The organism is Streptomyces sp. enrichment culture, assembly GCF_964272855.1.
Taxonomy (GTDB): domain Bacteria; phylum Actinomycetota; class Actinomycetes; order Streptomycetales; family Streptomycetaceae; genus Streptomyces.
In genome coordinates, this window is sequence record NZ_OZ186847.1 from 7,831,295 (window position 1) to 7,852,572 (window position 21,278).

Sequence of the window (21,278 nt, forward strand, 5' to 3'; positions counted from 1 at the left end):
CCTACCGGGTAACCACGAGCGCCCCGGTGCTCACCTCGGCCGCACGACGGATCAGTCCTTGCGCCCCGTCACCGCCACGCCCGTACCCCCAGGTACAGCAGCCAGGTGGCGCCCGCGAGCTTGCGCAGCGTGAAGACCACGACCGAGCGCTCGACGAGTGACCCCACCCCCAGGGCCACCGCCAGGACCAGCGCATACGCGCCCAGCGTGTTCCCCAGGACGGAGGTCAGCGCGGCACGCCGCCCCGCGGCGAGGGGTCCGTCCGACGACGAACAGCACACTCGGCCCGGGGACGACGATCAGCAGCAACCCCATGGCCGCGAAGGCCACCGGACGGCCGACGGTCGCATGCGCGCCATGGAAACACGCGCACGCCACCCGGCTCAGCCGGTTTTCCGGCGCGTAACGCCACGGCCGGCGCATGGGACCGGCCCCTTCGGGTACGCGAGGAACACCGCGCCCGATCCCGATCTTGGGCCGGGCGCACCGTACGACCGCCGCTACCTGGGGACCCGCCATGGACACACCAGCCGAGAACGGCACCAACGCCGCCTCCCGGGCGCTCGACGCGCTGGCCCGGGACACCGAGGACACCGACGCGCTGGACACCCTCGCGCACAGCGACGTGCTCATCCCCGTGCCCGACGACGTCACGGAGGCCGACGCGACCGACCCCTCCGCCGTGGCGCTGCCCGTCCTGGAGCAGCCGGACGGCGTGCCGGTCGTGCCCGTGTTCACGTCCGAGCTGGAGATGGCCGGACTGCTGCCGTTCGTCTCCCGCTACCGCCTGGTCCCGCTGGGCGTGCTGGCCGCGCAATGGCCCTCCGACGACCTGTCCCTCACCATCGACGCCAGCTCGTCCCACGGGCTGACCCTCACCTCGGACGGCGTGCGCACGCTGCTGGCGCGTCCCTGACGGCGGACGTCAGGTCAGCAGCGTGATCCCGTCCGGGACGGCGATGCCGAAGTCCGCGTCCAGCACCTGACGCGCCTCCGCCTCGCCGGCCAGTTCCCGCTTCCTGACCGAGCCGTCGGCCCGCGTCTCGGTGAGGAGGCCGTCCTCCAGGAGGAGATGTCCGTCGGCCGTGACCCGCTGGACGTACAGGCGCCGGGTGAACGGCGACCGCGGGTTCGTCCCCACATGCCAGTTGAACACCTCGTAGTCGGCCCGCTCGAACGGCTCCAGGGTGAACGCGTACTGCGCCACCCACGGGCCGTCGTCGCCGCTCTCGTCGTACGCCTCCAGCACCCACATCTCCAGCGGCCCCCCGTGCGGCGCGTGCACGAGCCGATGGCGGCGCCCCGCGTCGTGGAACTCCGTGCCGGCGATCAGCGGCACCGGCTCCAGCAGCGCGCCGATCGCCCCGAAGCCGACGTCCGTGAGGTACGGCTGCGGGTCGCCCGGTGCGGTGACCAGCAGAGTCATGTGGGTGCGCGGGCGGCTCTCGAACCGGTCGGCGCCGACGACGACACGCGCGGCCAGCCCGGTCACCCGGAAACCGAGCGCTTCGAGCACGGCCGAGAACAGCAGGTTGTGCTCGTAGCAGTAGCCGCCCCGGCGGCTGTGCACCAGCTTGGCCATCAGGTCGTCCGGGTCCAGGGACGGCGCTCGGCCGTGCAGGGCCTCCAGATTCTCGAAGGGGATGGCCCTCACGTGGGCCAGGTGCAGGCCCCGCAGCGTCGCCAGGTCGGCGCGCCGCGGCCCCTCCCATCCGATTCGGCGAAGGTAGGCGTCGAGGTCGAACGGCGTCGTGTCAGGCATGCCCCTCACCCTAGGCAGCCGGCGGCACACCGTCGGCGGGCCAGGGTCTGAGCCGGCGTAGGGCCTTGGTCCTAGGGCGGACCACCTCCGCAGCGCCTCCGCCTCCCGCGCAGCACGTCCCGCCGGGCGCGATGGTCACCGGACGTGAGCGTACGGATCGCCTCCAGCGACTGCCCCGCCTGCTTGCCCCGCAGGATCACCCCCACCCGCACCACGTCGGCGGCACCGTACCGCCGGCGGCCCGCCGCGTCGCGGGCCGGGGTCAGCAGCCCCACCGACTCCCAGTGCCGCAGCACGTGCGCGGCCGGCCCGAAGCGTCCGGCCAGCGCCCCGATGCCCATCGTCTCGTCCCGCTCGGTTGACCTCATGCCGACATTGAGTCGCACGCTGACGCCCATGACCAAGCAGCAGCCCTCCGAGCCTCCCGTCGACACCCTCGCCCCCCTCCTCGCCCGGCTCGACGCCGCCGACCGGCTGCCCGGCGCGCGGGAAATGCGGGACCTCTCCTACGGCCTGCTGGGCACCGCCCGCTCGGTCGTCGACGTCGGCTGCGGCGCCGGACGGGCGGTGGCCGAACTGACGCGGCGGGGCGTGGCCGCGGTGGGCGTCGACGTGGACGCACGGAGGCTGGCCGCCGCCCGGACCCGGTGGCCGGACGCCGGCTTCCGCGCGGGCGACGCCTACGACCTGCCGCTCGGCGACCGCTCGGTCGACGGCTGCCGCGCCGACAAGGTCTTCCACGAACTCGCCGACCCCGACCGCGCCCTCGCCGAGGCCCGCCGCGTCCTCGTGCCCGGCGGCCGGGTGGTGCCGGCCGACCAGGACTGGGACGCCTTCGTCATCGACTCCGACGACCCCGCCCTCACCCGCACCCTGGTGCACGCCCGCGCCGACCTGGTCACCGCGCCCCGCCGCCACCGCACCCTGCTGAAGGACGCGGGCTTCCGGGACGTGACCGTCGAGGTCCGCACGACGGTCCTCACCGGACCGGACGCCCTGCCCTTCCTGACCGCCCTGGCCCGCGCCGTGGCGGACACGGGCGCCGTGGACGCCGAACGCGCCGCGGCTGGATCGCCGAGCAGCGCGTCCGTGCCGGACAGGACCGGCTGTTCACGGCCCTGCCGATGTTCCTCGCGGCGGGCGAGGCATGAGCCGTCCGTCAGGCCCTCAGGTGGACTCCCGCCTCACCAGCTCCGTCGGCAGGATCACCGCCGCCGGGTCCTCGCCCCCGATCTGGGCGAGCAGCACCCGCACCATCTCGGCGCTGATCCGGTCCCACGGCTGCCGTATGGTCGTCAGCTCGGGGCTCGCGGCGAGCGCGGCGGGGGAGTCGTCGAAGCCGCCGACGGCGATGTCCTGCGGCACCTGCCGCCCGGCCCGCTGGAGCGCGGTGAGCACGCCCTGGGCCATCAGGTCGGAGGCGACGAACACCGCGTCCATGCCGGGGGCCTGCGCGAGCAGCCGCTCGGCGCCCGCCTCGCCGCTGGCGCGGCTGTAGTCGCCGGAGACGATGAGGTCGTCGTCGACCGGGAGGCCCGCCTCGGCCAGCACCTCCTTGTAACCGGCGAGCCGCTCCACACCGCCGGGCGTGTCGAGCGGACCGGTCACCACGCCGATCCTGCGGCGGCCGAGGGAGAGCAGGTGCCGGACCATGTCCCGGGCGCCGTCCCGGTCGTCGGCGGCGACGTAACTCACCTTGGAGCCCAGCCCGATCGGCTTGCCGCAGGCGACCAGCGGCACGCCCGCCTCGCGCAGCTCCTGGGCGACCGGGTCGCCGGAGTGGCTGGAGACCAGCAGCACCCCGTCGACGTGCCCGGCGGTGATGTACCGGGTTATACGCCGCCGTTCGTCCTCGGTGCCCGCCAGCATCAGCAGCAGCGGGATGTCGTGCGCGGCCAGCGCCTGGGTGCAGCCGCGCAGCAGGACGTTGAAGTTGGGGTCCTCGAAGAACCGCTCCTGGGGCTCCGTCAGCAGGAAGCCGACGGAGTCCGAGCGGCCGGTGATCAGGGAGCGCGCGTGCCGGTTGACGACGTACCCGGTCTTGCGGATGGCGGCGTCGACCGCCTCCTGTGCCGCCGGGCTGACGTAGTGGCCGCCGTTGAGCACGCGCGAGACGGTGCCGCGCGAGACGCCCGCCTCGCGCGCCACGTCGTGAATCGTCGGCGGCTTGCGCCGGCCCCCCGTATTGCCCATGGTCATGACTTTACGGCCCCGGACAGCAGATCCAGGCTCCAGAACCGCTGGATGACCAGGAACAGCGCGACCAGGGGGAGCACCGCGAGGAACGCTCCGGTGATCACCAGCGTGTACAGCGCCGGGGTGTTGGAGCCCTGCTCCAGCAGCGTGTACAGGCCGAGAGTGATCGGGAACTTCTCGTCGTCGCTGAGCATGATGTACGGCAGCAGGAAGTTGTTCCAGATCGCCACGAACTGGAACAGGAAGACCGTCACCAGGCCCGGCAGCATCATCGGCAGCGCGATCCGGGTGAAGATCCGCCACTCGCTCGCGCCGTCCATCCGCCCGGCCTCCACGACGTCGCCCGGCACGGCGGCCGCCGCGTAGATGCGGGCGAGGTAGACGCCGTACGGCGAGAGGAGCTGCGGCAGCAGCACCGACAGGTAGGAGTCGGTGAGGTCGGCCTTCGCCAGCAGCAGGTACTGCGGGATCGCGAGGATCACGGGGGGCATCAGGACGCCCGCGAGCAGCACGTTGAACATCGTCTCGCGGCCGCGGAAGCGGTACGTCGCCAGCGCGTACCCGGCGAAGGACGACACCGCCGTGGACAGCAGGGCGCCGAGGATCGCGTAGAGGGCGGAGTTGGCCATCCACTGCCAGTACACGCCGTCGCGGTAGGCGCTCAGGTCCGAGAGGTTCTCGGTGAAGCCGGAGCCCGGCAGGAAGGTGAACGTGGAGAACAGCTCGCTGCCGGACTTCGTCGAGGCGATCACCACCCATGCCACGGGCAGCAGGCAGTACAGCGCGCCGAGCAGCAGCGTCACCGTCGGGATCAGCGCGATCCGGCGGCGCAGCGGCGGGCGCCGGCCGGTGCCGGGCGTGGCGTCCGTGGCCGTGTCGGTCTTGGTGATGGCAAGAGAACTCATCGTGCCGCCTCCTGCTTCTGACGACGGTTCGCGGCCCGCAGGAAGCCGAAGGACAGCAGCAGTGTGGCCAGGGCGATGATCGTGGCCTGGGCGGCCGCCGCGTGGATGTCACCCTTGCCGAAGGCGTCCTGGTACACCTTCATCAGCGGACTCCACGTCGTGGACACGGAGTTGGTGAGCGGCTTGAGGGTGGTCGGCTCGTTGAACACCTGGAGCGTCGCGATGATCGAGAAGAAGAAGGTCAGCACCAGCGACGGCGCCACCATCGGGATCTTGATGCGCAGCGCGATCTGCAGCGGGGTGGCGCCGTCCAGCTTCGCCGCCTCGTACACCTCGGCCGGGATCGACTGCAGCGAGGTGTAGATGACGATCATGTTGAAGCCGGTGCCGCCCCAGATCGCGATGTTCGACAGGGCGAGATAGAGCGGCCCGCCGTCCAGCAGGTCCGGCTGCGGCAGACCCAGCCTGTCGAGCACGAAGTAGAACGGGCTCACGTCCGGCAGGTAGAGGAAACCCCACAGCAGGGCGGCCACCACACCGGGGATGGCGTACGGCAGGAAGATCGCGAGCCGGGTGAACGGGGCGAGCCGCACCTTGTCGGAGTCGAGCATCAGCGCGAACAGCAGGGCGAGGCCCAGCATCAGCGGGACGACGACGCAGCCGTAGCCGAGCACGCGCAGCGCGCCGTCCAGCAGCTCGCTGTCGGAGAGGGCGGCGGTGTAGTTCTCCAGGCCGGCCCAGACCTCCGTGCGGGCGCCGGAGCCCAGGCCGAGGCCGGACACCTTCACCTTGCGGAAGCTGAGCCAGACCGCGTACCCGATGGGCAGCGCGAAGAACAGGGCGAAGAGGATCGTGGCGGGGAGGAGGAAGGCATACGGGGCCCCCTTGACCCCGTATGACTTCCGGCGTGCCGTGGTGCTGGTCACTGAGCGACCTCGAAGCCCTGCTTCTTCATGTCGGCGACGGTGGCCTCCTGCATGGTGTCCAGGGCGGCCGTGAAGTCCGACTTGTTCTTGGCTGCGGCGCCGAAGGCGTCCTTGAAGGTGGTGTACGCGACGTTCACGTTCGGGCCCCACGCGGACGGCGCGGTGGTCTGCGCGATCTCGGCGGCCTGGGTGTAGAAGTCGGCCTGGTTGGAGAAGTACTCCGGCGACTTGGTGAAGGCGCCGCTGAGCTGGGCGGCGGTGGAGGCCGGGTAGATGCCGCTCTCCTTGGCCAGCGCGTTCAGCGCCTCGCCGTCGGTGTTCAGCCAGGCGGCGAACTTGGCGGCGGCCTCCTTGTCGCCGGAGTCCGTGGTGACGGCGGTGGAGGAGCCGCCCCAGCTGCCGGTGACGTTCTCGCTGCCGGACCACTGGGGGAGGGGGGCCATGGCCCACTTGCCCTTGGTGTCGGGCGCGGCGGTGGTCAGCGTGCCGGGCGCCCAGACGGCGCTGACCCAGGCGATCTGCTTTCCGGTGTTGAGCGCCTTGTTCCAGGCCGGGGTGTACATCGGCTGGTTGTCGATGGCGCCCTCCTTCACGAGGCCGCCCCAGAACTCGGCGACCTTCCGGGTCGCCGGGTCGTTGATGCCGACCTTCCACTTCTGGCCCTCGGTGCTCCACCACTTGGCCCCGGCCTGCTGGGCGAGGCCCGCGAAGAGGCCGGAGTCGTTGGCGGAGAAGGTGGTGAGGTCCTTGTCGGGGGCCTTCTTCTTCAGCGCGCGGGCGGTCTCGGCGAACTGTTCCCAGGTGGTCGGGACCTTCAGGCCGTACTCCTCGAACAGGTCCTCGCGGTAGTAGAACATCATCGGCCCGATGTCCTGCGGCACCGCGTACACCGCGTCCGTGCCCAGCGTGGTCTGCTGCCAGACGCCCTCGGCGAACTTGTCCTTCGCGCCGCCGACCTCGCCCGATATGTCGGCGAGCGCGTCATTGCTGACCAGGGTCGGCAGCGCCTGGTACTCGGCCTGCACCAGGTCGGGCGCCTTGCCGGCCTTGTGGGCGGTGAGGATCTTGGTGACCAGGGTGTCGCCGGACGCCTGCTTCTTCACCGTGACGGTGATCTGCTCCTTCTTGCCCGGGCCCTTGTTCCACAGGTCGACGACCTTGTCCATGCCGGGCGTCCAGGTCCAGTACGTGAGCGAGACGGGCCCGGACCGGGCCTCGCTGTCGCCGTCCTCCGAGCCGCAGGCGGCGAGGACGGTGGCGCCGAGTGTGACGGCGACGGTGCTAGCCACGAGGCGAACTCGCTTCGTGTTCGGCATGGATATCTCCCCTGACCTGGGTCCTCGCCTCTCGCGATGGACCTGCCATGCTTCTGTGAGCGTTCACAGTAGAGAAACATCCCGGACACTTGTCAATGGTTGTTGCTGTGCGGTTATGTTGGGCTCACACCGCCACCGATGTGTGTGCACGTTCCCAAATGATCGACAACCCGGGAGACATCCATGCCGGAGACCACCCCCAAGGGCCTCACCAGGCTCGCCTTCGGTGGGGACTACAACCCCGAGCAGTGGCCGGAAAGCGTCTGGCACGAGGACGTAAGGCTGATGCGGGAGGCCGGCGTCTCCATGGTGAGCGTGGGGATCTTCTCCTGGGCGCTGCTGGAGCCCTCACCCGGGCAGTACGACTTCGGCTGGCTCGACCGCCTGCTGGACCTGCTGCACGACAACGGCGTCCGCGTCGACCTCGGCACCCCCACCGTGGTGCCCCCGGTCTGGTTCTACCGCGCGCACCCCGAGGCGCTGCCGGTGACCGCCGACGGCACCCGCTACGAGTTCGGTTCCCGCGGCGCCATCTGCCACAGCAACGCCGACTACCGGGCGGCCGCCGCGAACATCACCACCAAGCTCGCCGAGCGCTACGGCGACCACCCCGCGCTCGCCATGTGGCACGTGCACAACGAGTACGGGGTGCCGGTCTCGGCCTGCTACTGCGACAGCTGCGCCGCCCACTTCCGCCGCTGGCTGGCGGACACGTACGGCACGGTCGACGCGGTCAACGAGGCCTGGGGCACCGCCTTCTGGGGCCAGCGGTACACCGACTTCGAGCAGATCAACCCGCCGCGCCGCACGCCCACCGTCGGCAACCCCGGCCAGGCACTGGACTACCGGCGGTTCGCCGACGCCACCATCCGCGAGAACTTCGTGGCGGAGCGGGACATCCTGCACCGCCTCTCGCCCGGCGTCCCGGTCACCACCAACTTCATGACCGCGCTCAGCCAGTGCGACTCCATCGACTACTGGGCGTGGGGCCGCGAGGTCGACCTCGTCACCAACGACCACTACCTGATCACCGACGGCCGCCGCACCCACGTCAACCTCGCCATGGCCGCCGACCTCACCCGCTCGGTCGCCGGCGGCGCCCCCTGGCTGCTCCTTGAGCACTCCACCTCCGGCGTCAACTGGCAGGCCCGCAACCCCGCCAAGGCCCCCGGCCAGATGGCCCGCAACTCCCTCGCCCACGTGGCGCGCGGCTCCGAGGGCGCCATGTTCTTCCAGTGGCGGCAGTCCCGGCGCGGCGCCGAGAAGTTCCACTCCGCGATGGTCCCGCACGGCGGCACCGACACCCGCGTCTGGCGCGAGGTCGTCGAACTCGGCGCCTCCCTCGGCACGCTGAACGAGATCCGCGGCACCCGCACGCGGGCCGACGTGGCCGTCCTGTGGGACTGGCACTCCTGGTGGGCGCAGAACCTGGACTGGCGGCCCAGCGAGGACCACGACGCCCGCGAACGCGCCGACGCCTTCTACGAGGTGCTCTACGACCGCCACCTCACCGTCGACTTCGCCCACCCGGAGGCCGACCTGTCGGCCTACCCCCTGGTCGTGGTGCCCGCGCTGTACCTGATGACCGAGGCCGCCGGCCGCAACCTCACCCGGTACGTCGAGAACGGCGGCACCCTGCTGGTGTCGTACTTCTCCGGCATCGTCGACGAGCACGACGCCGTCCACGAGGGCGCCTACCCGGGCGCGCTGCGCGACGTCCTCGGCCTGACCGTCGAGGAGTTCTCGCCGCTGCTGAAGGGCGAAACGGTCCGGGTCACCGGCCCCGACGGCGGAGAACTGGCCGCCGACGTGTGGACGGAGTTCGTCGTGCCGCGGGGCGCCGAGACGGTGTGGACCTACGCCGACGGCCTCACCGCCGGCCGCCCCGCCGTCACCCGCCACCGCCTCGGCGAGGGCACCGCCTGGTACGTCTCCACCCGCCTCGGCGCGGACGGCATCGACGCGGTCCTCGGCCGGGCCGCCGAGGACGCGCGCCTCGCCCCGCGCGCCGACCTGCCGCGGGACGTCGAAGTGGTGCTGCGCACCGGCGAGTCGGGCACGTACCTGTTCGCCGTCAACCACACCGGCACCGACGCCAAGGTGCCGCTGGAGGCGCCCGGCACCGAGCTGCTGACGGGCGAGCGTGCCGCGGGCCGTGTCGAGGTCCCCGCGGGAGCCGTACGGGTCGTCCGGCTCGACGGCTGAATCCGGCCCGAGGGCCGAACCGACTCCCCTCCGCCCGCGCGAGCCGGAAGAGCCGCGGGCGGAGGGGCCGCCTCCACCACCGGGCAGGCCCTGCCCGGGGCGCGGAGGTCTCCATCCCCCCTTACGTCGAAGGGACGACGGACGACGATGTTCCATCCCAGACGCACCCTGAGAGCCCTGCTGCTGCCGCTCGCCGCCGGGCTCGCCCTCACCTTCCTGCCCGCGCAGACCGCCCAGGCGGCGAGCACCCTCACCAACGGCGGCTTCGAGGCCGACGGCGCGGGCGCGGCCACCCCCGGCGGCTGGTCCGAGTACGGCTCCACCGGCGCCTCCTTCACCGAGGCCGGCGGCCACGGCGGCAGCTACCGGCTGAGCCACTGGGCGTCCACCGCCTACAAGGTGGAGACGTACCAGTACCTCTCCGGCCTGACCAACGGCACATACAAGCTGACCGCCTGGGTCCGCTCCGGCGGCGGCCAGAACTCCGCGTACATAGCCCTGAAGAACTGCGGCGGCGCCGAACAGCGCACCGACCTGCCGGTCTCCGCCGACGGCTGGATCCGCATCGTCGTACCGGTCGACGTGACCACCAACCAGTGCACGATCAGCATCAACAGCGACGCCAACGCGGGCAACTGGATCAACGTCGACGACCTGACGTTCACCTCGGGCACGTCCGGCACCACCATCCACGGCGCCGACGTCTCCTCCATCGCCAAGAGCGAGGCCCTCGGCGGGGTCTACCGGACCAGCTCCGGCGGCAAGGCCGACCCGCTCGCCGTCATGAAGTCCGCGGGCATGAACTACGCCCGGCTGAAGATCTGGGTGAACCCGGCCGACGGCTACAACAACAAGACGCGCGTGCTCGCCCAGGCCAAGCGGATCAAGGCGCAGGGCATGAAACTGCTCGTCGACTTCCACTACTCGGACACCTGGGCCGACCCGGGCGCCCAGTCCAAGCCGGCCGCCTGGGCGAGCCACTCCTACAGCCAGTTGAAGACGGACGTGTACAACCACACGTACGACGTGCTGAACGCGCTGAAGGCCCAGGGCACCACCGCCGACATGGTCCAGGTCGGCAACGAGATCAACGGCGGCATGCTGTGGAACGAGGGCTCCACAAGCAACTGGTCCCAGTTGGCCGGACTGCTCAACTCCGGATACGACGCGGTCAAGGCGGTCAGCTCCTCCACCACCGTGGCCCTGCACCTCGCCAAGGGCGGTGACCTGACCGGCACCCGCTGGTGGTTCGACTCGGCGGTGGCCAACGGCGTGAAGTTCGACGCCATCGGCCTGTCGTTCTACGGCTACTGGCACGGCTCCCTGTACGACTTCCAGACCACCCTGGACGACGCCGCCACCCGCTACGGCAAGCCGGTCTTCGTCGCCGAGACGGCCTACCCCTTCCGGCTCGACAGCGAGGACGCGCACGAGAACATCATCGACCTCTCCGGGGAACTCGTCGCCGGCTACCCGGCCACCACCGCCGGGCAGACGAAGTGGATGAACGACATCGCGAGCATCGTCGAGGCCGTCCCGAACGGCCGCGGTCTCGGTGTCTTCTACTGGGAGGCCACCTGGACGGCGGTGACCGGCAACGGCTGGGACCCCACCGACGCCTCCTCCGGCAACGGCTGGGAGAACCAGGCCCTGTTCGGCTACGACGACCGGGCGCTCCCGGCGATGGCGTGGTTCGGCCACCGCTGAGCCCGCCGGCCGGCTCCCGCTGAGCCGCTTCGGCCACTGCCGGCCCACGCACCCCGGGGCCCGGCCGCGCGAGCACGCACCCGCGCGGCCGGGCCCTCGGCCTTTCCCGCCACCGGGAGTCGAAGACCCGTTCGACATCGGACAAGAGGCGCGGAGGCCGGGATGCGATGTCTCGCCCCACGCCGCGCGGGGAAAACCGGCAGTGAGGGGCCCGACCGAGGGGGACGAGATGCTGAGGACTCCCGTCAACGACACCCGCATGCGCATCCTGGAATGGCTCAAGGATCCGGCCGCCCACTTCCCGCCGGATCCCGGCACCTGTCCCACGGACGGCGTCACCGCCGACGCCGTCGCCGCGAAACTCGGCCTGCCGCGCCCGGTCGCCGACACCCACCTCGCCCTCCTCGCCGCCCTCGGTCTGCTCCGCAGCCACCGGATCGGTGACCGCGTCCACTACCGCCGCGACGAGGTCCGGGCCGCGGAGGTGGCCCGCATCTTCGAAAAGGGCTGGTGACGGCCGCTCCCGACGCCCACTCGTGATGCCCACCCCCGACGCCCGCTCCTGGAGCCTGCTCCTGACGACACGTCACCTGACAGGATGGGCACCATGGACCGATCAGCCACGCTCGTTCCCCTGCGCTACGTCGACGTCGGCGGCCACGGCCCGGAGGACGTCGTCGCCGACGCCCGCGGCCGGGTGCTCACCGGCGTCGAGGACGGCCGTGTTCTGCGCCTCGACGGACTGGACGGCACGCCCCGCGTCACCACGCTCGCCGACACCGGCGGCCGCCCCCTCGGCCTCGAACTCCTCGCCGACGACGCCCTGTTGGTGTGCGACGCCGAACGCGGACTGCTGCGCGTCGACCTCACCGACGGCACCGTCGACCTCCTCGCGGACGCGGTGGCGGGGGAGCGGCTGCGGTTCTGCAGCAACGCCGTCGCGCTCTCCGACGGCACGGTGTACTTCACCGTCTCCAGCAGCCGCTACCCCCTCACCCAGTGGATCGGCGACATCGTCGAACACACCGGCACCGGACGACTCCTGCGGCTCACTCCCGACGGCGGTCTCGACGTGGTCGCCGAAGGCCTCCAGTTCGCCAACGGCCTGGCGCCGAGCGCCGACGAGAGCTTCCTGGTCGTCGCCGAGACCGGCGCCCGCCGCCTCAGCCGCCACTGGCTCACCGGCCCGCGCGCCGGGCACACCGAGCCGTTCGTCGAGAACCTGCCGGGCATGCCCGACAACCTCTGGCGAGGTGCCCCCGACGAACCGGTCTGGGTGTCCCTGGCCGGGCCCCGTGTCCCGCCCCTCGACCTGCTGCACCGCACCGCCCCCGCCGTCCGCCGCGCCGCCGCCCGGCTAGCCCTCCACGCCCCCTTCCGCCCCTCGGGCACGATCGGCGTACTCGCGGTCGACGACCACGGAGAGACCGTCCACCACCTCACCCGCCGCCGCTCCGGCTACCGGATGGTGACCAGCGTGTGCCGCACCGGCGAGCTGCTGGTGCTGGGCAGCGTCCAGGAACGCGGGGTCGCGGTCTGCGCGGCACCGGCGCCGAAGTGACCCCCGTACGACCTCGGAGCTACCCTGTCGACCGGCCGCTTGTGAAACCCAGGCGAGCAGGAACCGACCGACCATGACAAGCCCGGACAGCACTCCTTTGCGTACCGCCCCCGCCCCCGCACCGCACCGGCCCGCCTGGCGCGCCCAGGCCCCCGTCGTCGGCGTCGTCGCCCTCGGCGGCGGCCTCGGCGCCACCGCCCGTTACGCGGCCGCCCTGTGGTGGCCCGCCGCGCCGGCCGGCTTTCCCTGGACGACGTTCTGGGTCAACGTCGCCGGCTGCGCCGTGATCGGCGTCTTCCTGGTGGCCGTCACGGAGGTGCGCCCCGCGCACCCGCTGGTCCGCCCCTTCTTCGGCACCGGAGTGCTCGGCGGCTTCACCACCTTCTCCACCTACGCCGTCGAGGCCCAGCGGCTGATCGAAGCCGGCCGCCTCACCACGGCGTTCGCCTACCTCGCCGCGACCCTGCTCGCGGCGCTCACCGCGGTGTGGCTCGCGGCCGGCGCGGCCCGCCGGCTTCTGAAAGCGAGGCAACGATGACCCGGACGACCGGCCCCGCCCTGCGCCTCACCGTCCTCGTCGGCGAGCAGGACACCTGGCATCATCGGCCCGTCTACTCGGAGATCGTGCACCGCGCGCACGCGGCGGGCCTCGCCGGAGCCAGTGTCTTCCGCGGCGTCGAGGGCTTCGGCGCGTCCTCGGTGGTTCACACGTCCCGGCTGCTGTCGCTGAGCGAGGACCTGCCGGTGGCCGTCGTGATCGTCGACACCGAGGAACGCGTACGGGCCTTCCTGCCCGACCTGGACGAACTGGTCACCGATGGACTGGTGACCCTCGACCCCTGCGAGATCGTCCGCCCCGGCGCGGGGGAGGGGGCCGGGTGAACTGGCTGCTGGTCGTCGCAGGCGGCATGATCGGCGCCCCGCTGCGCTACCTCACCGACCGGGCGGTGCAGGCCCGCCACGACTCGGTCTTCCCCTGGGGCACCTTCACGGTCAACGTCACCGGCTGTCTCGTCCTCGGCCTGCTGACCGGCGCGGCCGTCGCCTCCCCGCTGCGGCTGCTGCTCGGAACGGGCCTGTGCGGCGCCCTGACCACGTACTCGACCTTCTCGTACGAGACCCTCCGCCTCGCCGGGACCGGGGCGCGGACGCAGGCGGCGGTCAATGCGGCGGCGAGCGTGGTGGCCGGCCTCGGAGCGGCGTTCGCGGGGGTCGCGCTGGCCCGGGCGGTGCTGGGGTAGCGGCGCCGCCTGCGGAGAGGCGACCCGCTGAAAAGGATCACTGCATGATGCCGTCTGTGTGAATCTTTCCTTTCACTTCTCTTGACACGCCCCTCGCACTACCCGCAGGATCAACCCCCGTGAACCTGTCAGACAGCCAGACAGCCTTTCCCGGCCCGCGGCGCGTCAGCGCCATGGAAGCGGTGCTCACCCACCTGCGTGGCGCCATCGAGCGCGGCGAGTACGCCGTCGGCGACAAGCTGCCCTCCGAGGCGGAACTGTGCCGCACCCTCGAGGTCTCCCGGCCCGTGCTGCGTGAGGCGCTGCGCGCGCTGCAGGCCCTCGGGCTGACCGTGGCCAAGACCGGCAAGGGCACCTTCGTGGTGGCGAACAGCGTCGAGGACCCCACCTTCGGCGACTACGCGGCCAGCGATCTGCTCGAAGTGCGCCGGCACGTCGAGATCCCGGTCGCCGGGTACGCGGCGCTGCGCCGCACGCCCGAGAACCTGGACCACCTGGCCCACCTGATGGAGCGGATGGAGCGGGAGACCGACACCACCGCGTGGGTGGCGATGGACACCCTCTTCCATCTGGCCGTGGCCGAGGCCGCCCAGAACCCGGTGTTCCGCCGGGTCATCGAGGAGATCCGGGACGCGCTGGCCCGCCAGTCCGCGTTCCTGAACGAGGTCGGCGGCCGGCGCGAGCAGTCCAACCGCGAGCACCGGGCCATCGTCGAGGCGCTGGTAGACGGTTCCGAGCACGACGCCGTCGAGGCGATGTCCCACCACCTCGACCGCGTCGAGACCACCCTCACCCACATCGTGCGCCCCGCGCGCACGGACACCCCCATGGAAGGCGGACCCGAGGCGTGAGCGAGCAGTCCCTGCACAAAGAGGTGCAGACCGGGCACAACGCTGTGCAGAAACGTTCCAGCCATGTCGACGCCGGAGACGAGGGCTACAGCAAGTCCCTGAAGTCCCGGCATGTCAACATGATCGCCATCGGCGGCGCCATCGGCACCGGCCTCTTCCTCGGCGCCGGCGGCCGCCTCGCCGACGCCGGCCCCTCCCTCTTCATCGCCTACGCGGTGTGCGGCGTCTTCGCCTTCCTCGTCGTGCGCGCCCTCGGCGAACTCGTGCTGTACCGGCCCTCCTCCGGCGCCTTCGTGTCGTACGCCCGGGAGTTCATGGGCGAGAAGGGCGCCTACACCGCGGGCTGGATGTACTTCCTCAACTGGGCCACCACCGGCATCGCCGACATCACCGCGGTCGCCACCTACACCCACTACTGGGGCATGTTCTCCGACATCCCGCAGTGGGTGCTCGCCCTGATCGCGCTCGCCGTCGTGCTCACCGTGAACCTGATCTCGGTGAAGATGTTCGGCGAACTGGAGTTCTGGTTCGCGATCGTCAAGGTCGGCGCGCTCGTCGTCTTCATGTGCATCGGCATCTTCCTGCTGGTCACCCAGCACCCCGTCGACGGCCACACCCCCGGCCCGTCGCTGATCACCGACAACGGCGGCGTCTTTCCCAGCGGCCTGCTGCCGATGCTGCTGATCATCCAGGGCGTCGTCTTCGCCTACGCCTCGGTCGAGCTGGTCGGCGTCGCCGCGGGCGAGACCGAGAACCCCGAGAAGATCATGCCGAAGGCGATCAACTCGATCATGTGGCGCGTCGGCCTGTTCTACGTCGGCTCGGTGGTGCTGCTCTCCATGCTGCTGCCCTGGTCGTCGTACAAGGCGGGGGAGAGCCCCTTCGTCACCGTGCTCTCCAACATCGGCGTCCCCGCGGCCGGCGGCATCATGAACCTCGTCGTGCTCACCGCGGCCATGTCCTCGCTCAACTCCGGCCTCTACTCCACCGGCCGCATCCTGCGCTCCATGGCCGTCGCCGGGTCCGCCCCCAGGTTCACCGCGCGGATGAGCCGCAACCAGGTCCCGTACGGCGGCATCCTGCTCACCAGCGGCATGTGCGTCCTCGGCGTCGGCCTCAACTTCGTCGTCCCGGCCGAGGCCTTCGAGATCGTGCTGAACTTCGCCGCGATCGGCATCCTCGCCACCTGGGGCATGATCATGCTCTGCCACCTGCTCTTCTGGCGGAAGACCCGGCAGGGCGAACTGGACCGCCCCGGCTACCGGCTGCCGGGCTCCCCCTGGACCGAGATCGTGACGCTGGCCTTCCTCGCCTCCGTCCTGGTCCTCATGTACGCCGACGGCGGCGCCGGACGCACCACCGTGCTGTGCCTGCCGCTGATCGTCGCAGCGCTGGTCGCGGGCTGGTACGCCGTCCGCGGCCGGATCGGGACCACCCCCGAGACCCCCACCAGGGCCGACGTGTGAACCACGCCCCGGCCGACACCGACCCCCCGAAGAACCAGGCAGTGATGTACAGCAGTTCCGTCGCGGACGCACCCCTCGTCCGTGAACCCCTCCACGCCCCCGTCGCCCACCTCGTCCGCGGCGGCGTCGTCGAGGGCGTCCACCACGGCTCCGTCGTCGTCCTCGGCGCCGACGGCCAGGTCACCTTCCAGCTCGGCGACATCGAGGCGGCCTTCTACCCGCGCTCGGCGCTCAAGCCGGTCCAGGCCGTCGCCATGGTGCGGGCCGGACTGCCGCTCGACGGGGAACTGCTGTCGCTCGCCGCCGCCAGCCACTCCGGCGAGGAACGCCACCTCGCCGGGACCCGGCGGATCCTCGAGTCGGCCGGGCTCACCGAGGACCACCTGCGCAACACGCCCGACATGCCGTACGGCCCGGCCTTCCGGGACGCCTGGGTGCGCGAGGGCCGGGCGCCGTCCCGGCTCGCCCAGAACTGCTCCGGCAAGCACGCGGCCATGCTGTACACCTGCAAGCTCAACGGCTGGTCCCTCGACGACTACCTCGACCCGGCCCACCCGCTCCAGCAGGCGATCGCCGAGATCGTCGAGGACCTGACCGGGCAGCGGGTCGCCGCGGTCACCGTCGACGGCTGCGGGGCGCCGCTGTTCTCCGTCTCCCTGCACGGCCTCGCCCGCGCCGCCGCCCGTATCACGACCGCCGCGGCCGGTACGCCCGAGGCGCGGGTCGCGGACGCGATGCGCGATCACGCGGAGATGGCCTCCGGCGCCGGGCGGGACGTGGCCGCGCTGATGCGGGCCGTGCCGGGGCTGCTCGCCAAGGACGGCTTCGAGGGCGTGCAGGTCGCCGCGCTGCCGGACGGCCGTGCCATCGCCGTCAAGATCGCGGACGGTGCGAACCGCGCGCGGATTCCCGTCGCCGCGGCGGCGTTGGCCCTCGCGGGCGTCGAGCCGTCCACGCTCGCCGAGTTCGCGGGCGAGCCGCTGCTCGGCGGTGGGCTGCCGGTCGGCAGTGTGCGGCCGGTGCGGGCGCTGGACCCGGTTCCTGTGACGTCCTGACCTCGGATCGCATGGGGACTGCCGGCCGTCCTCGGTCTGCGGGCCGTCTGTGGCTGGTCGCGCAGTTCCCCGCGCCCCTACCCGGCACTTCCCCTCCCTCTCTCGAGAAAGCGACCCGTACCTCATGACCGCCGCCACCCGCAGCGAGCACGACCTCCTCGGCGACCGGGACGTTCCCGCCGACGCCTACTGGGGTGTCCACACCCTGCGCGCCACCGAGAACTTCGCCATCACCGGCACGCCGATCTCCGCCTACCCGCATCTGATCACCGCCCTGGCCGCCGTCAAGGAGGCGGCCGCGCTCGCCAACGAGGAGCTGGGACTGCTGGACCCGAAGAAGGCCGCGGCGATCGTCGCCGCCTGCCGGGAGATCCGGGACGGTGAGCTGCACGACCAGTTCGTGGTGGACGTCGTGCAGGGCGGTGCCGGCACCTCCACCAACATGAACGCCAACGAGGTCGTCGCCAACCGGGCGCTGGAGCTGCTGGGCCACGACAAGGGCCAGTACGCGTACCTGCACCCCAACGAGGACGTCAACCTCTCCCAGTCCACCAACGACGTCTACCCGACCGCCGTCAAGATCGCGACGGTGTTCGCGGTGCGCGGCCTGCTCAAGGCGATGTCGGTGCTCCAGGACGCCTTCGCCCGCAAGGCCGTCGAGTTCCGCGACGTGCTGAAGATGGGCCGCACCCAGCTCCAGGACGCCGTGCCGATGACACTCGGGCAGGAGTTCTCGGCGTACGCCGTCATGCTCGACGAGGACCGCAGCCGTCTCGCCGAGGCCGTCGAGCTGATCCACGAGATCAACCTGGGCGCGACCGCCATCGGCACCGGCCTGAACGCGCCCGTCGGCTATGCCGAGGCCGCCCGCCGCCACCTCGCCGACATCACCGGTCTGCCCCTGGTGACCGCCGCCAACCTGGTCGAGGCCACCCAGGACTGCGGCGCGTTCGTCCAGATGTCCGGTGTGCTCAAGCGGATCGCCGTCAAGCTCTCCAAGAGCTGCAACGACCTGCGCCTGCTGTCCTCCGGGCCGCGCGCCGGCCTCGGCGAGATCAACCTGCCGCCGGTGCAGGCAGGTTCGTCCATCATGCCCGGCAAGGTCAACCCGGTGATCCCCGAGGTCGTCAACCAGGTCGCCTTCGAGGTGATCGGCAACGACGTCGCCATCACCATGGCCGCCGAGGCCGGACAGCTCCAGCTCAACGCCTTCGAGCCGATCATCCTGCACTCCCTCTCGGAGAGCATCACCCACCTGCGCAACGCCTGCGTCACCCTCGCCGAGCGCTGCGTCGCCGGGATCACCGCCAACACCGAGGTGCTGCGGGCCGGCGTGGAGAACTCCATCGGCCTGGTCACCGCTCTCAACCCGCACATCGGGTACACGGCGGCCACCGACATCGCCAAGGAGGCGCTGGCCACCGGCCGGGGCGTGGCCGAACTCGTCCTGGAGAAGGGACTGTTGCCCCAGGAGAAGCTGGCCGCGCTGCTGCGGCCCGAGGTCGTCGCGGGCAACGGCTCGCCCGTCGTCTGACGCGCGCCGACCCCGACGACCTCGCCGATGCGCACCGGGAACGGCACGGAGGCACAATGGTGATCATGACATCGTCGACGAGCTTCCAGCCGGTCCTGGAGCGCATCGCCGAGGAGATCGAGCGGACCCCCGGCCGCGGCCGGCCCGCCGACTACATCCCGGCGCTCGCCGCCTGCGACCCGCGCCGCTTCGGCATGGCCGTCGCGGAGCCGGACGGCACGGTGTACGGCGTGGGGGACTGGCGCGAGCCGTTCTCCACGCAGTCCGTCACCAAGGTCTTCACCCTCGCCCTCGACCTGGCCCGCGAGGGCGACGAACTCTGGGAGCACGTGGGCCGCGAACCGTCCGGCAACCCGTTCAACTCCCTGGTGCAGCTGGAGTACGAGAACGGCATCCCGCGCAACCCGTTCATCAACGCGGGCGCGCTCGTCGTCACCGACCGCCTCCAGACCCGCACCGGCGACGCGTCGGGCACCCTCCTGGAGTTCCTGCGCGCCGAGTCCGGCAACCAGGAGCTGTCCTACGACGAGGAGGTCGCCGCATCCGAGGCCGCGCACGGCGACCGCAACGCCGCTCTCGCCCACTTCATGGCGTCGTACGGCAACATCGACAACCCGGTGCCGCTGCTGCTCGAGCAGTACTTCCGCCAGTGCTCCCTGCGCGCGTCCTGCGCCGACCTGGCCCGCGCCACCGCCTTCCTGGCCCGCCACGGCGTCCGCGCCGACGGCTCCCGGCTGCTCAGCCGCAGCCAGGCCAAGCAGGTCAACGCGGTGATGCTGACCTGCGGCACCTACGACGCGGCGGGCGACTTCGCCTACCGGGTCGGCCTGCCCGGCAAGAGCGGCGTGGGCGGCGGCATCATCGCGGTCGTCCCGGGCCGCTGCACGCTGTGCGTCTGGAGCCCGGGGCTGGACGAGCGGGGCAACTCGGTGGCGGGGGTGGCGGCCCTGGACCGTTTCACGACGCTCACGGGACTTTCGGTCTTCTGACACCGGCACCGCCCGCACCGCGAAAATGCACTAGGGGGTGTCTCGCCGATCAGGCCGGGCTCGCGGCGTCTGGTGCCGCGCCTCGCCGCGTTGTCGTCACTCCCCGATGCTCCGCATCGACTCCCTCCTCCGCCTTGCGATGCACGGCACCAGACGCCGCTCCCTGATCCGGCCTGATCGACGAGACACCCCCTAGAGGAAGGGCCCGGCCGCCGGTGAGGATCGGCCCCATGTCCTCGCGCAGGAATCGCCGACCGAAGACCTCCGAACTGCTCAAGGCCTGGGAAGCCCTCGACGAGGGGGACATCCCCGGAGCCCTGCGCCAGTTGCGGCACGGCATCGACGACCTGCCGCTGGGCGAGGTCGCCCTGGTCGTCGGCCGGGCAGCCGGCGCGGCCGGCTTCGACGACCTGCACACGGCCGCCGGCGCCCTGGCCGCCCGCCCCGGAAACCCGCAGGCGCTCTACGAATTCGGGTACGCGTGCGTGGAGCGCGGCGTGCCCTATCTGGCGATACCGGCCCTGCGCACTGCCCTTGACCAGGCGCCGGGCTCCGCGGCGGTCCTGCGCGAGCTGGTCTCGGCGTACGAGCGCGAAGGCCGCCACCGCGAGGCGGCGGACGTCCTGCTCGCGCGCGAGAGCGAGTTCGCCGACTGGCCGGACCGCTACCTGCTGGTCTTCAACGCCGTCATGGCCGGTGACCTGGCCCTGGCCCGCCGCCAGCACGCGCTGCTGCCCGATCCGGACGACCCGATGTGGCTGCCCGCGCAGGCCCGTCAGCGCGGCATGCTGGAGCGGGCGGCGAGCGCCGAGCCGGTGAGCCCGCTGGACCCGACCGATCTCCGGGGATGGCAGTACGTCATGGGCGGCACCGTGCTCGGCACGCTGTCCCCGTACGGCTTCGACGCGGGCATGGCCGGGCGGTTCGCCTGGCTGCAGGACTCCCACGACCAGTGCCTGCGCGGCCTGCTGCGGCTGAGGACGGTCCTCGGCGCCGCCGGCCTCCGCCCCACGTCCGTGTCCCTGCTGCCGGACCGCGGCAGCAGGATCCTCGGCCTGGCCGCGGCCCGGCTGCTGGAACTGCCGCCCGAGCCGTTCGCGCCCGGCCGGGAGGACACCGTCGTCGTCGCGTACGACCTGAACGAGGTGGCGGGCGCGCCTGGAGGCCCGGACATCCTCGGCCGGCTCGTCGAGCGGGTGCCGGGACAGGTGCTGCACGAGCACGCCGGCAACTGGACCGACCCGCCGGTCGTCACCGCCGACAGCGTCACGCTGCTGCACCAGTCGGCGACGGCCCCCTGGGAGGGGCAGCTGCGGGCGGACGAGGACGGGAACATCGAGCGCGGCGCCCCCGACGGGCGGCCCGAGGAGGAGATCGCCGCGGAGATCCTGGCGGCCGATCCGTCGGCCGACGAGGGGGACGGATCGGCACCCGCCGACCCGGACGAACGGCTCGCCGAGTTCGTCACCGCAGTCCGGGGCTCCTGGCTGCGGGGCGACCGGGCGGGCCTCACGTCGTCGGGCCCGGTGTCCAGTTCCCGGTTCCTCTGACGCCCTCACCGGCA

At 71.8% G+C, this 21,278-nt stretch carries 20 protein-coding genes and 2 pseudogenes; 15 read left to right on the plus strand and 7 right to left on the minus strand.

The genetic code is table 11. From position 1 onward, the window contains the following. Nucleotides 1–71: 71 nt before the first annotated feature. Nucleotides 72–315: pseudogene (locus ACSU6L_RS34890) on the minus strand (LysE family translocator); the annotation flags it as partial. 202 nt (nucleotides 316–517) lie between these two features. On the opposite strand from ACSU6L_RS34890, the gene ACSU6L_RS34895 reads away from it, so the two are divergent. After that, complete coding sequence (locus tag ACSU6L_RS34895; protein WP_073944613.1) at nucleotides 518–916, plus strand: SseB family protein; 399 nt, start codon at nucleotides 518–520, stop codon at nucleotides 914–916. 9 nt (nucleotides 917–925) lie between these two features. Here the strand turns inward: ACSU6L_RS34895 and ACSU6L_RS34900 are convergent, their stop codons facing one another. Next, on the minus strand, nucleotides 926–1,762 hold the full coding sequence (locus ACSU6L_RS34900) for an arylamine N-acetyltransferase family protein (protein ID WP_437063432.1): 837 nt from the start codon (nucleotides 1,760–1,762) through the stop codon (nucleotides 926–928). 71 nt (nucleotides 1,763–1,833) lie between these two features. Further along, nucleotides 1,834–2,130: a MerR family transcriptional regulator gene (locus tag ACSU6L_RS34905; protein ID WP_437063434.1), complete on the minus strand. Its 297-nt coding sequence runs from the start codon at nucleotides 2,128–2,130 to the stop codon at nucleotides 1,834–1,836. Between the two features lie 124 nt (nucleotides 2,131–2,254). On the opposite strand from ACSU6L_RS34905, the pseudogene ACSU6L_RS34910 reads away from it, so the two are divergent. Further along, nucleotides 2,255–2,533: pseudogene (locus ACSU6L_RS34910) on the plus strand (class I SAM-dependent methyltransferase); the annotation flags it as partial. Between the two features lie 396 nt (nucleotides 2,534–2,929). On the opposite strand, the gene ACSU6L_RS34915 reads toward ACSU6L_RS34910, so the two are convergent. Genes ACSU6L_RS34915 through ACSU6L_RS34930 form a run of 4 tightly spaced genes read right to left on the minus strand, consistent with a single transcriptional unit; the run spans nucleotide 2,930 to nucleotide 7,105 of the window. After that, complete coding sequence (locus ACSU6L_RS34915) at nucleotides 2,930–3,961, minus strand: LacI family DNA-binding transcriptional regulator (protein WP_437063436.1); 1,032 nt, start codon at nucleotides 3,959–3,961, stop codon at nucleotides 2,930–2,932. Continuing rightward, on the minus strand, nucleotides 3,958–4,863 hold the full coding sequence (locus ACSU6L_RS34920) for a carbohydrate ABC transporter permease (protein ID WP_437063438.1): 906 nt from the start codon (nucleotides 4,861–4,863) through the stop codon (nucleotides 3,958–3,960). Before ACSU6L_RS34920 ends, ACSU6L_RS34915 begins: the two co-directional genes overlap by 4 nt. Continuing rightward, nucleotides 4,860–5,789, minus strand: a complete 930-nt coding sequence (locus ACSU6L_RS34925; RefSeq protein ID WP_437063440.1) for a carbohydrate ABC transporter permease — start codon at nucleotides 5,787–5,789, stop codon at nucleotides 4,860–4,862. Before ACSU6L_RS34925 ends, ACSU6L_RS34920 begins: the two co-directional genes overlap by 4 nt. Continuing rightward, nucleotides 5,786–7,105: an ABC transporter substrate-binding protein gene (locus tag ACSU6L_RS34930; RefSeq protein ID WP_437063442.1), complete on the minus strand. Its 1,320-nt coding sequence runs from the start codon at nucleotides 7,103–7,105 to the stop codon at nucleotides 5,786–5,788. The genes ACSU6L_RS34925 and ACSU6L_RS34930 overlap by 4 nt, the downstream gene beginning before the upstream one ends. A gap of 183 nt (nucleotides 7,106–7,288) precedes the next feature. On the opposite strand from ACSU6L_RS34930, the gene ACSU6L_RS34935 reads away from it, so the two are divergent. The 13 genes from ACSU6L_RS34935 (at nucleotide 7,289) to ACSU6L_RS34995 (ending at nucleotide 21,264) form a co-directional block, all read left to right on the plus strand. Next, a complete protein-coding gene (locus ACSU6L_RS34935; RefSeq protein ID WP_437063444.1) occupies nucleotides 7,289–9,310 on the plus strand; it encodes a beta-galactosidase in 2,022 nt (673 codons plus the stop codon). A 147-nt stretch (nucleotides 9,311–9,457) separates the two neighbouring features. Next, complete coding sequence (locus ACSU6L_RS34940; protein WP_437063446.1) at nucleotides 9,458–11,017, plus strand: glycoside hydrolase family 53 protein; 1,560 nt, start codon at nucleotides 9,458–9,460, stop codon at nucleotides 11,015–11,017. A gap of 229 nt (nucleotides 11,018–11,246) precedes the next feature. Next, complete coding sequence (locus ACSU6L_RS34945) at nucleotides 11,247–11,531, plus strand: ArsR family transcriptional regulator (RefSeq protein ID WP_437063448.1); 285 nt, start codon at nucleotides 11,247–11,249, stop codon at nucleotides 11,529–11,531. Between the two features lie 93 nt (nucleotides 11,532–11,624). Then, a complete protein-coding gene (locus ACSU6L_RS34950; protein ID WP_437063450.1) occupies nucleotides 11,625–12,578 on the plus strand; it encodes an SMP-30/gluconolactonase/LRE family protein in 954 nt (317 codons plus the stop codon). A 73-nt stretch (nucleotides 12,579–12,651) separates the two neighbouring features. Next, nucleotides 12,652–13,116 carry a fluoride efflux transporter CrcB gene (crcB, locus tag ACSU6L_RS34955; protein ID WP_437063452.1) on the plus strand — a complete coding sequence of 155 codons (465 nt, stop codon included), beginning with the start codon at nucleotides 12,652–12,654 and terminating at the stop codon, nucleotides 13,114–13,116. Then, nucleotides 13,113–13,460, plus strand: a complete 348-nt coding sequence (locus tag ACSU6L_RS34960) for a DUF190 domain-containing protein (RefSeq protein ID WP_437063454.1) — start codon at nucleotides 13,113–13,115, stop codon at nucleotides 13,458–13,460. Before crcB (ACSU6L_RS34955) ends, ACSU6L_RS34960 begins: the two co-directional genes overlap by 4 nt. Then, entirely contained in the window at nucleotides 13,457–13,819 is a 363-nt protein-coding gene (gene crcB, locus ACSU6L_RS34965) for a fluoride efflux transporter CrcB (RefSeq protein ID WP_437063456.1), read from the plus strand. The genes ACSU6L_RS34960 and crcB (ACSU6L_RS34965) overlap by 4 nt, the downstream gene beginning before the upstream one ends. A gap of 173 nt (nucleotides 13,820–13,992) precedes the next feature. Beyond that, nucleotides 13,993–14,670: a FadR/GntR family transcriptional regulator gene (locus ACSU6L_RS34970; protein WP_073944599.1), complete on the plus strand. Its 678-nt coding sequence runs from the start codon at nucleotides 13,993–13,995 to the stop codon at nucleotides 14,668–14,670. Beyond that, complete coding sequence (locus ACSU6L_RS34975; RefSeq protein WP_437063458.1) at nucleotides 14,667–16,136, plus strand: amino acid permease; 1,470 nt, start codon at nucleotides 14,667–14,669, stop codon at nucleotides 16,134–16,136. The genes ACSU6L_RS34970 and ACSU6L_RS34975 overlap by 4 nt, the downstream gene beginning before the upstream one ends. Nucleotides 16,137–16,180: 44 nt before the next feature. Further along, on the plus strand, nucleotides 16,181–17,191 hold the full coding sequence (locus ACSU6L_RS34980) for an asparaginase (RefSeq protein WP_437065154.1): 1,011 nt from the start codon (nucleotides 16,181–16,183) through the stop codon (nucleotides 17,189–17,191). Between the two features lie 124 nt (nucleotides 17,192–17,315). Continuing rightward, nucleotides 17,316–18,725, plus strand: a complete 1,410-nt coding sequence (aspA, locus tag ACSU6L_RS34985; protein ID WP_437063460.1) for an aspartate ammonia-lyase — start codon at nucleotides 17,316–17,318, stop codon at nucleotides 18,723–18,725. 56 nt (nucleotides 18,726–18,781) lie between these two features. After that, nucleotides 18,782–19,714: a glutaminase gene (locus ACSU6L_RS34990; RefSeq protein ID WP_073944596.1), complete on the plus strand. Its 933-nt coding sequence runs from the start codon at nucleotides 18,782–18,784 to the stop codon at nucleotides 19,712–19,714. Between the two features lie 230 nt (nucleotides 19,715–19,944). Next, nucleotides 19,945–21,264 carry a tetratricopeptide repeat protein gene (locus ACSU6L_RS34995; protein ID WP_437063462.1) on the plus strand — a complete coding sequence of 440 codons (1,320 nt, stop codon included), beginning with the start codon at nucleotides 19,945–19,947 and terminating at the stop codon, nucleotides 21,262–21,264. The last annotated feature ends 14 nt before the right edge of the window (nucleotides 21,265–21,278 follow it).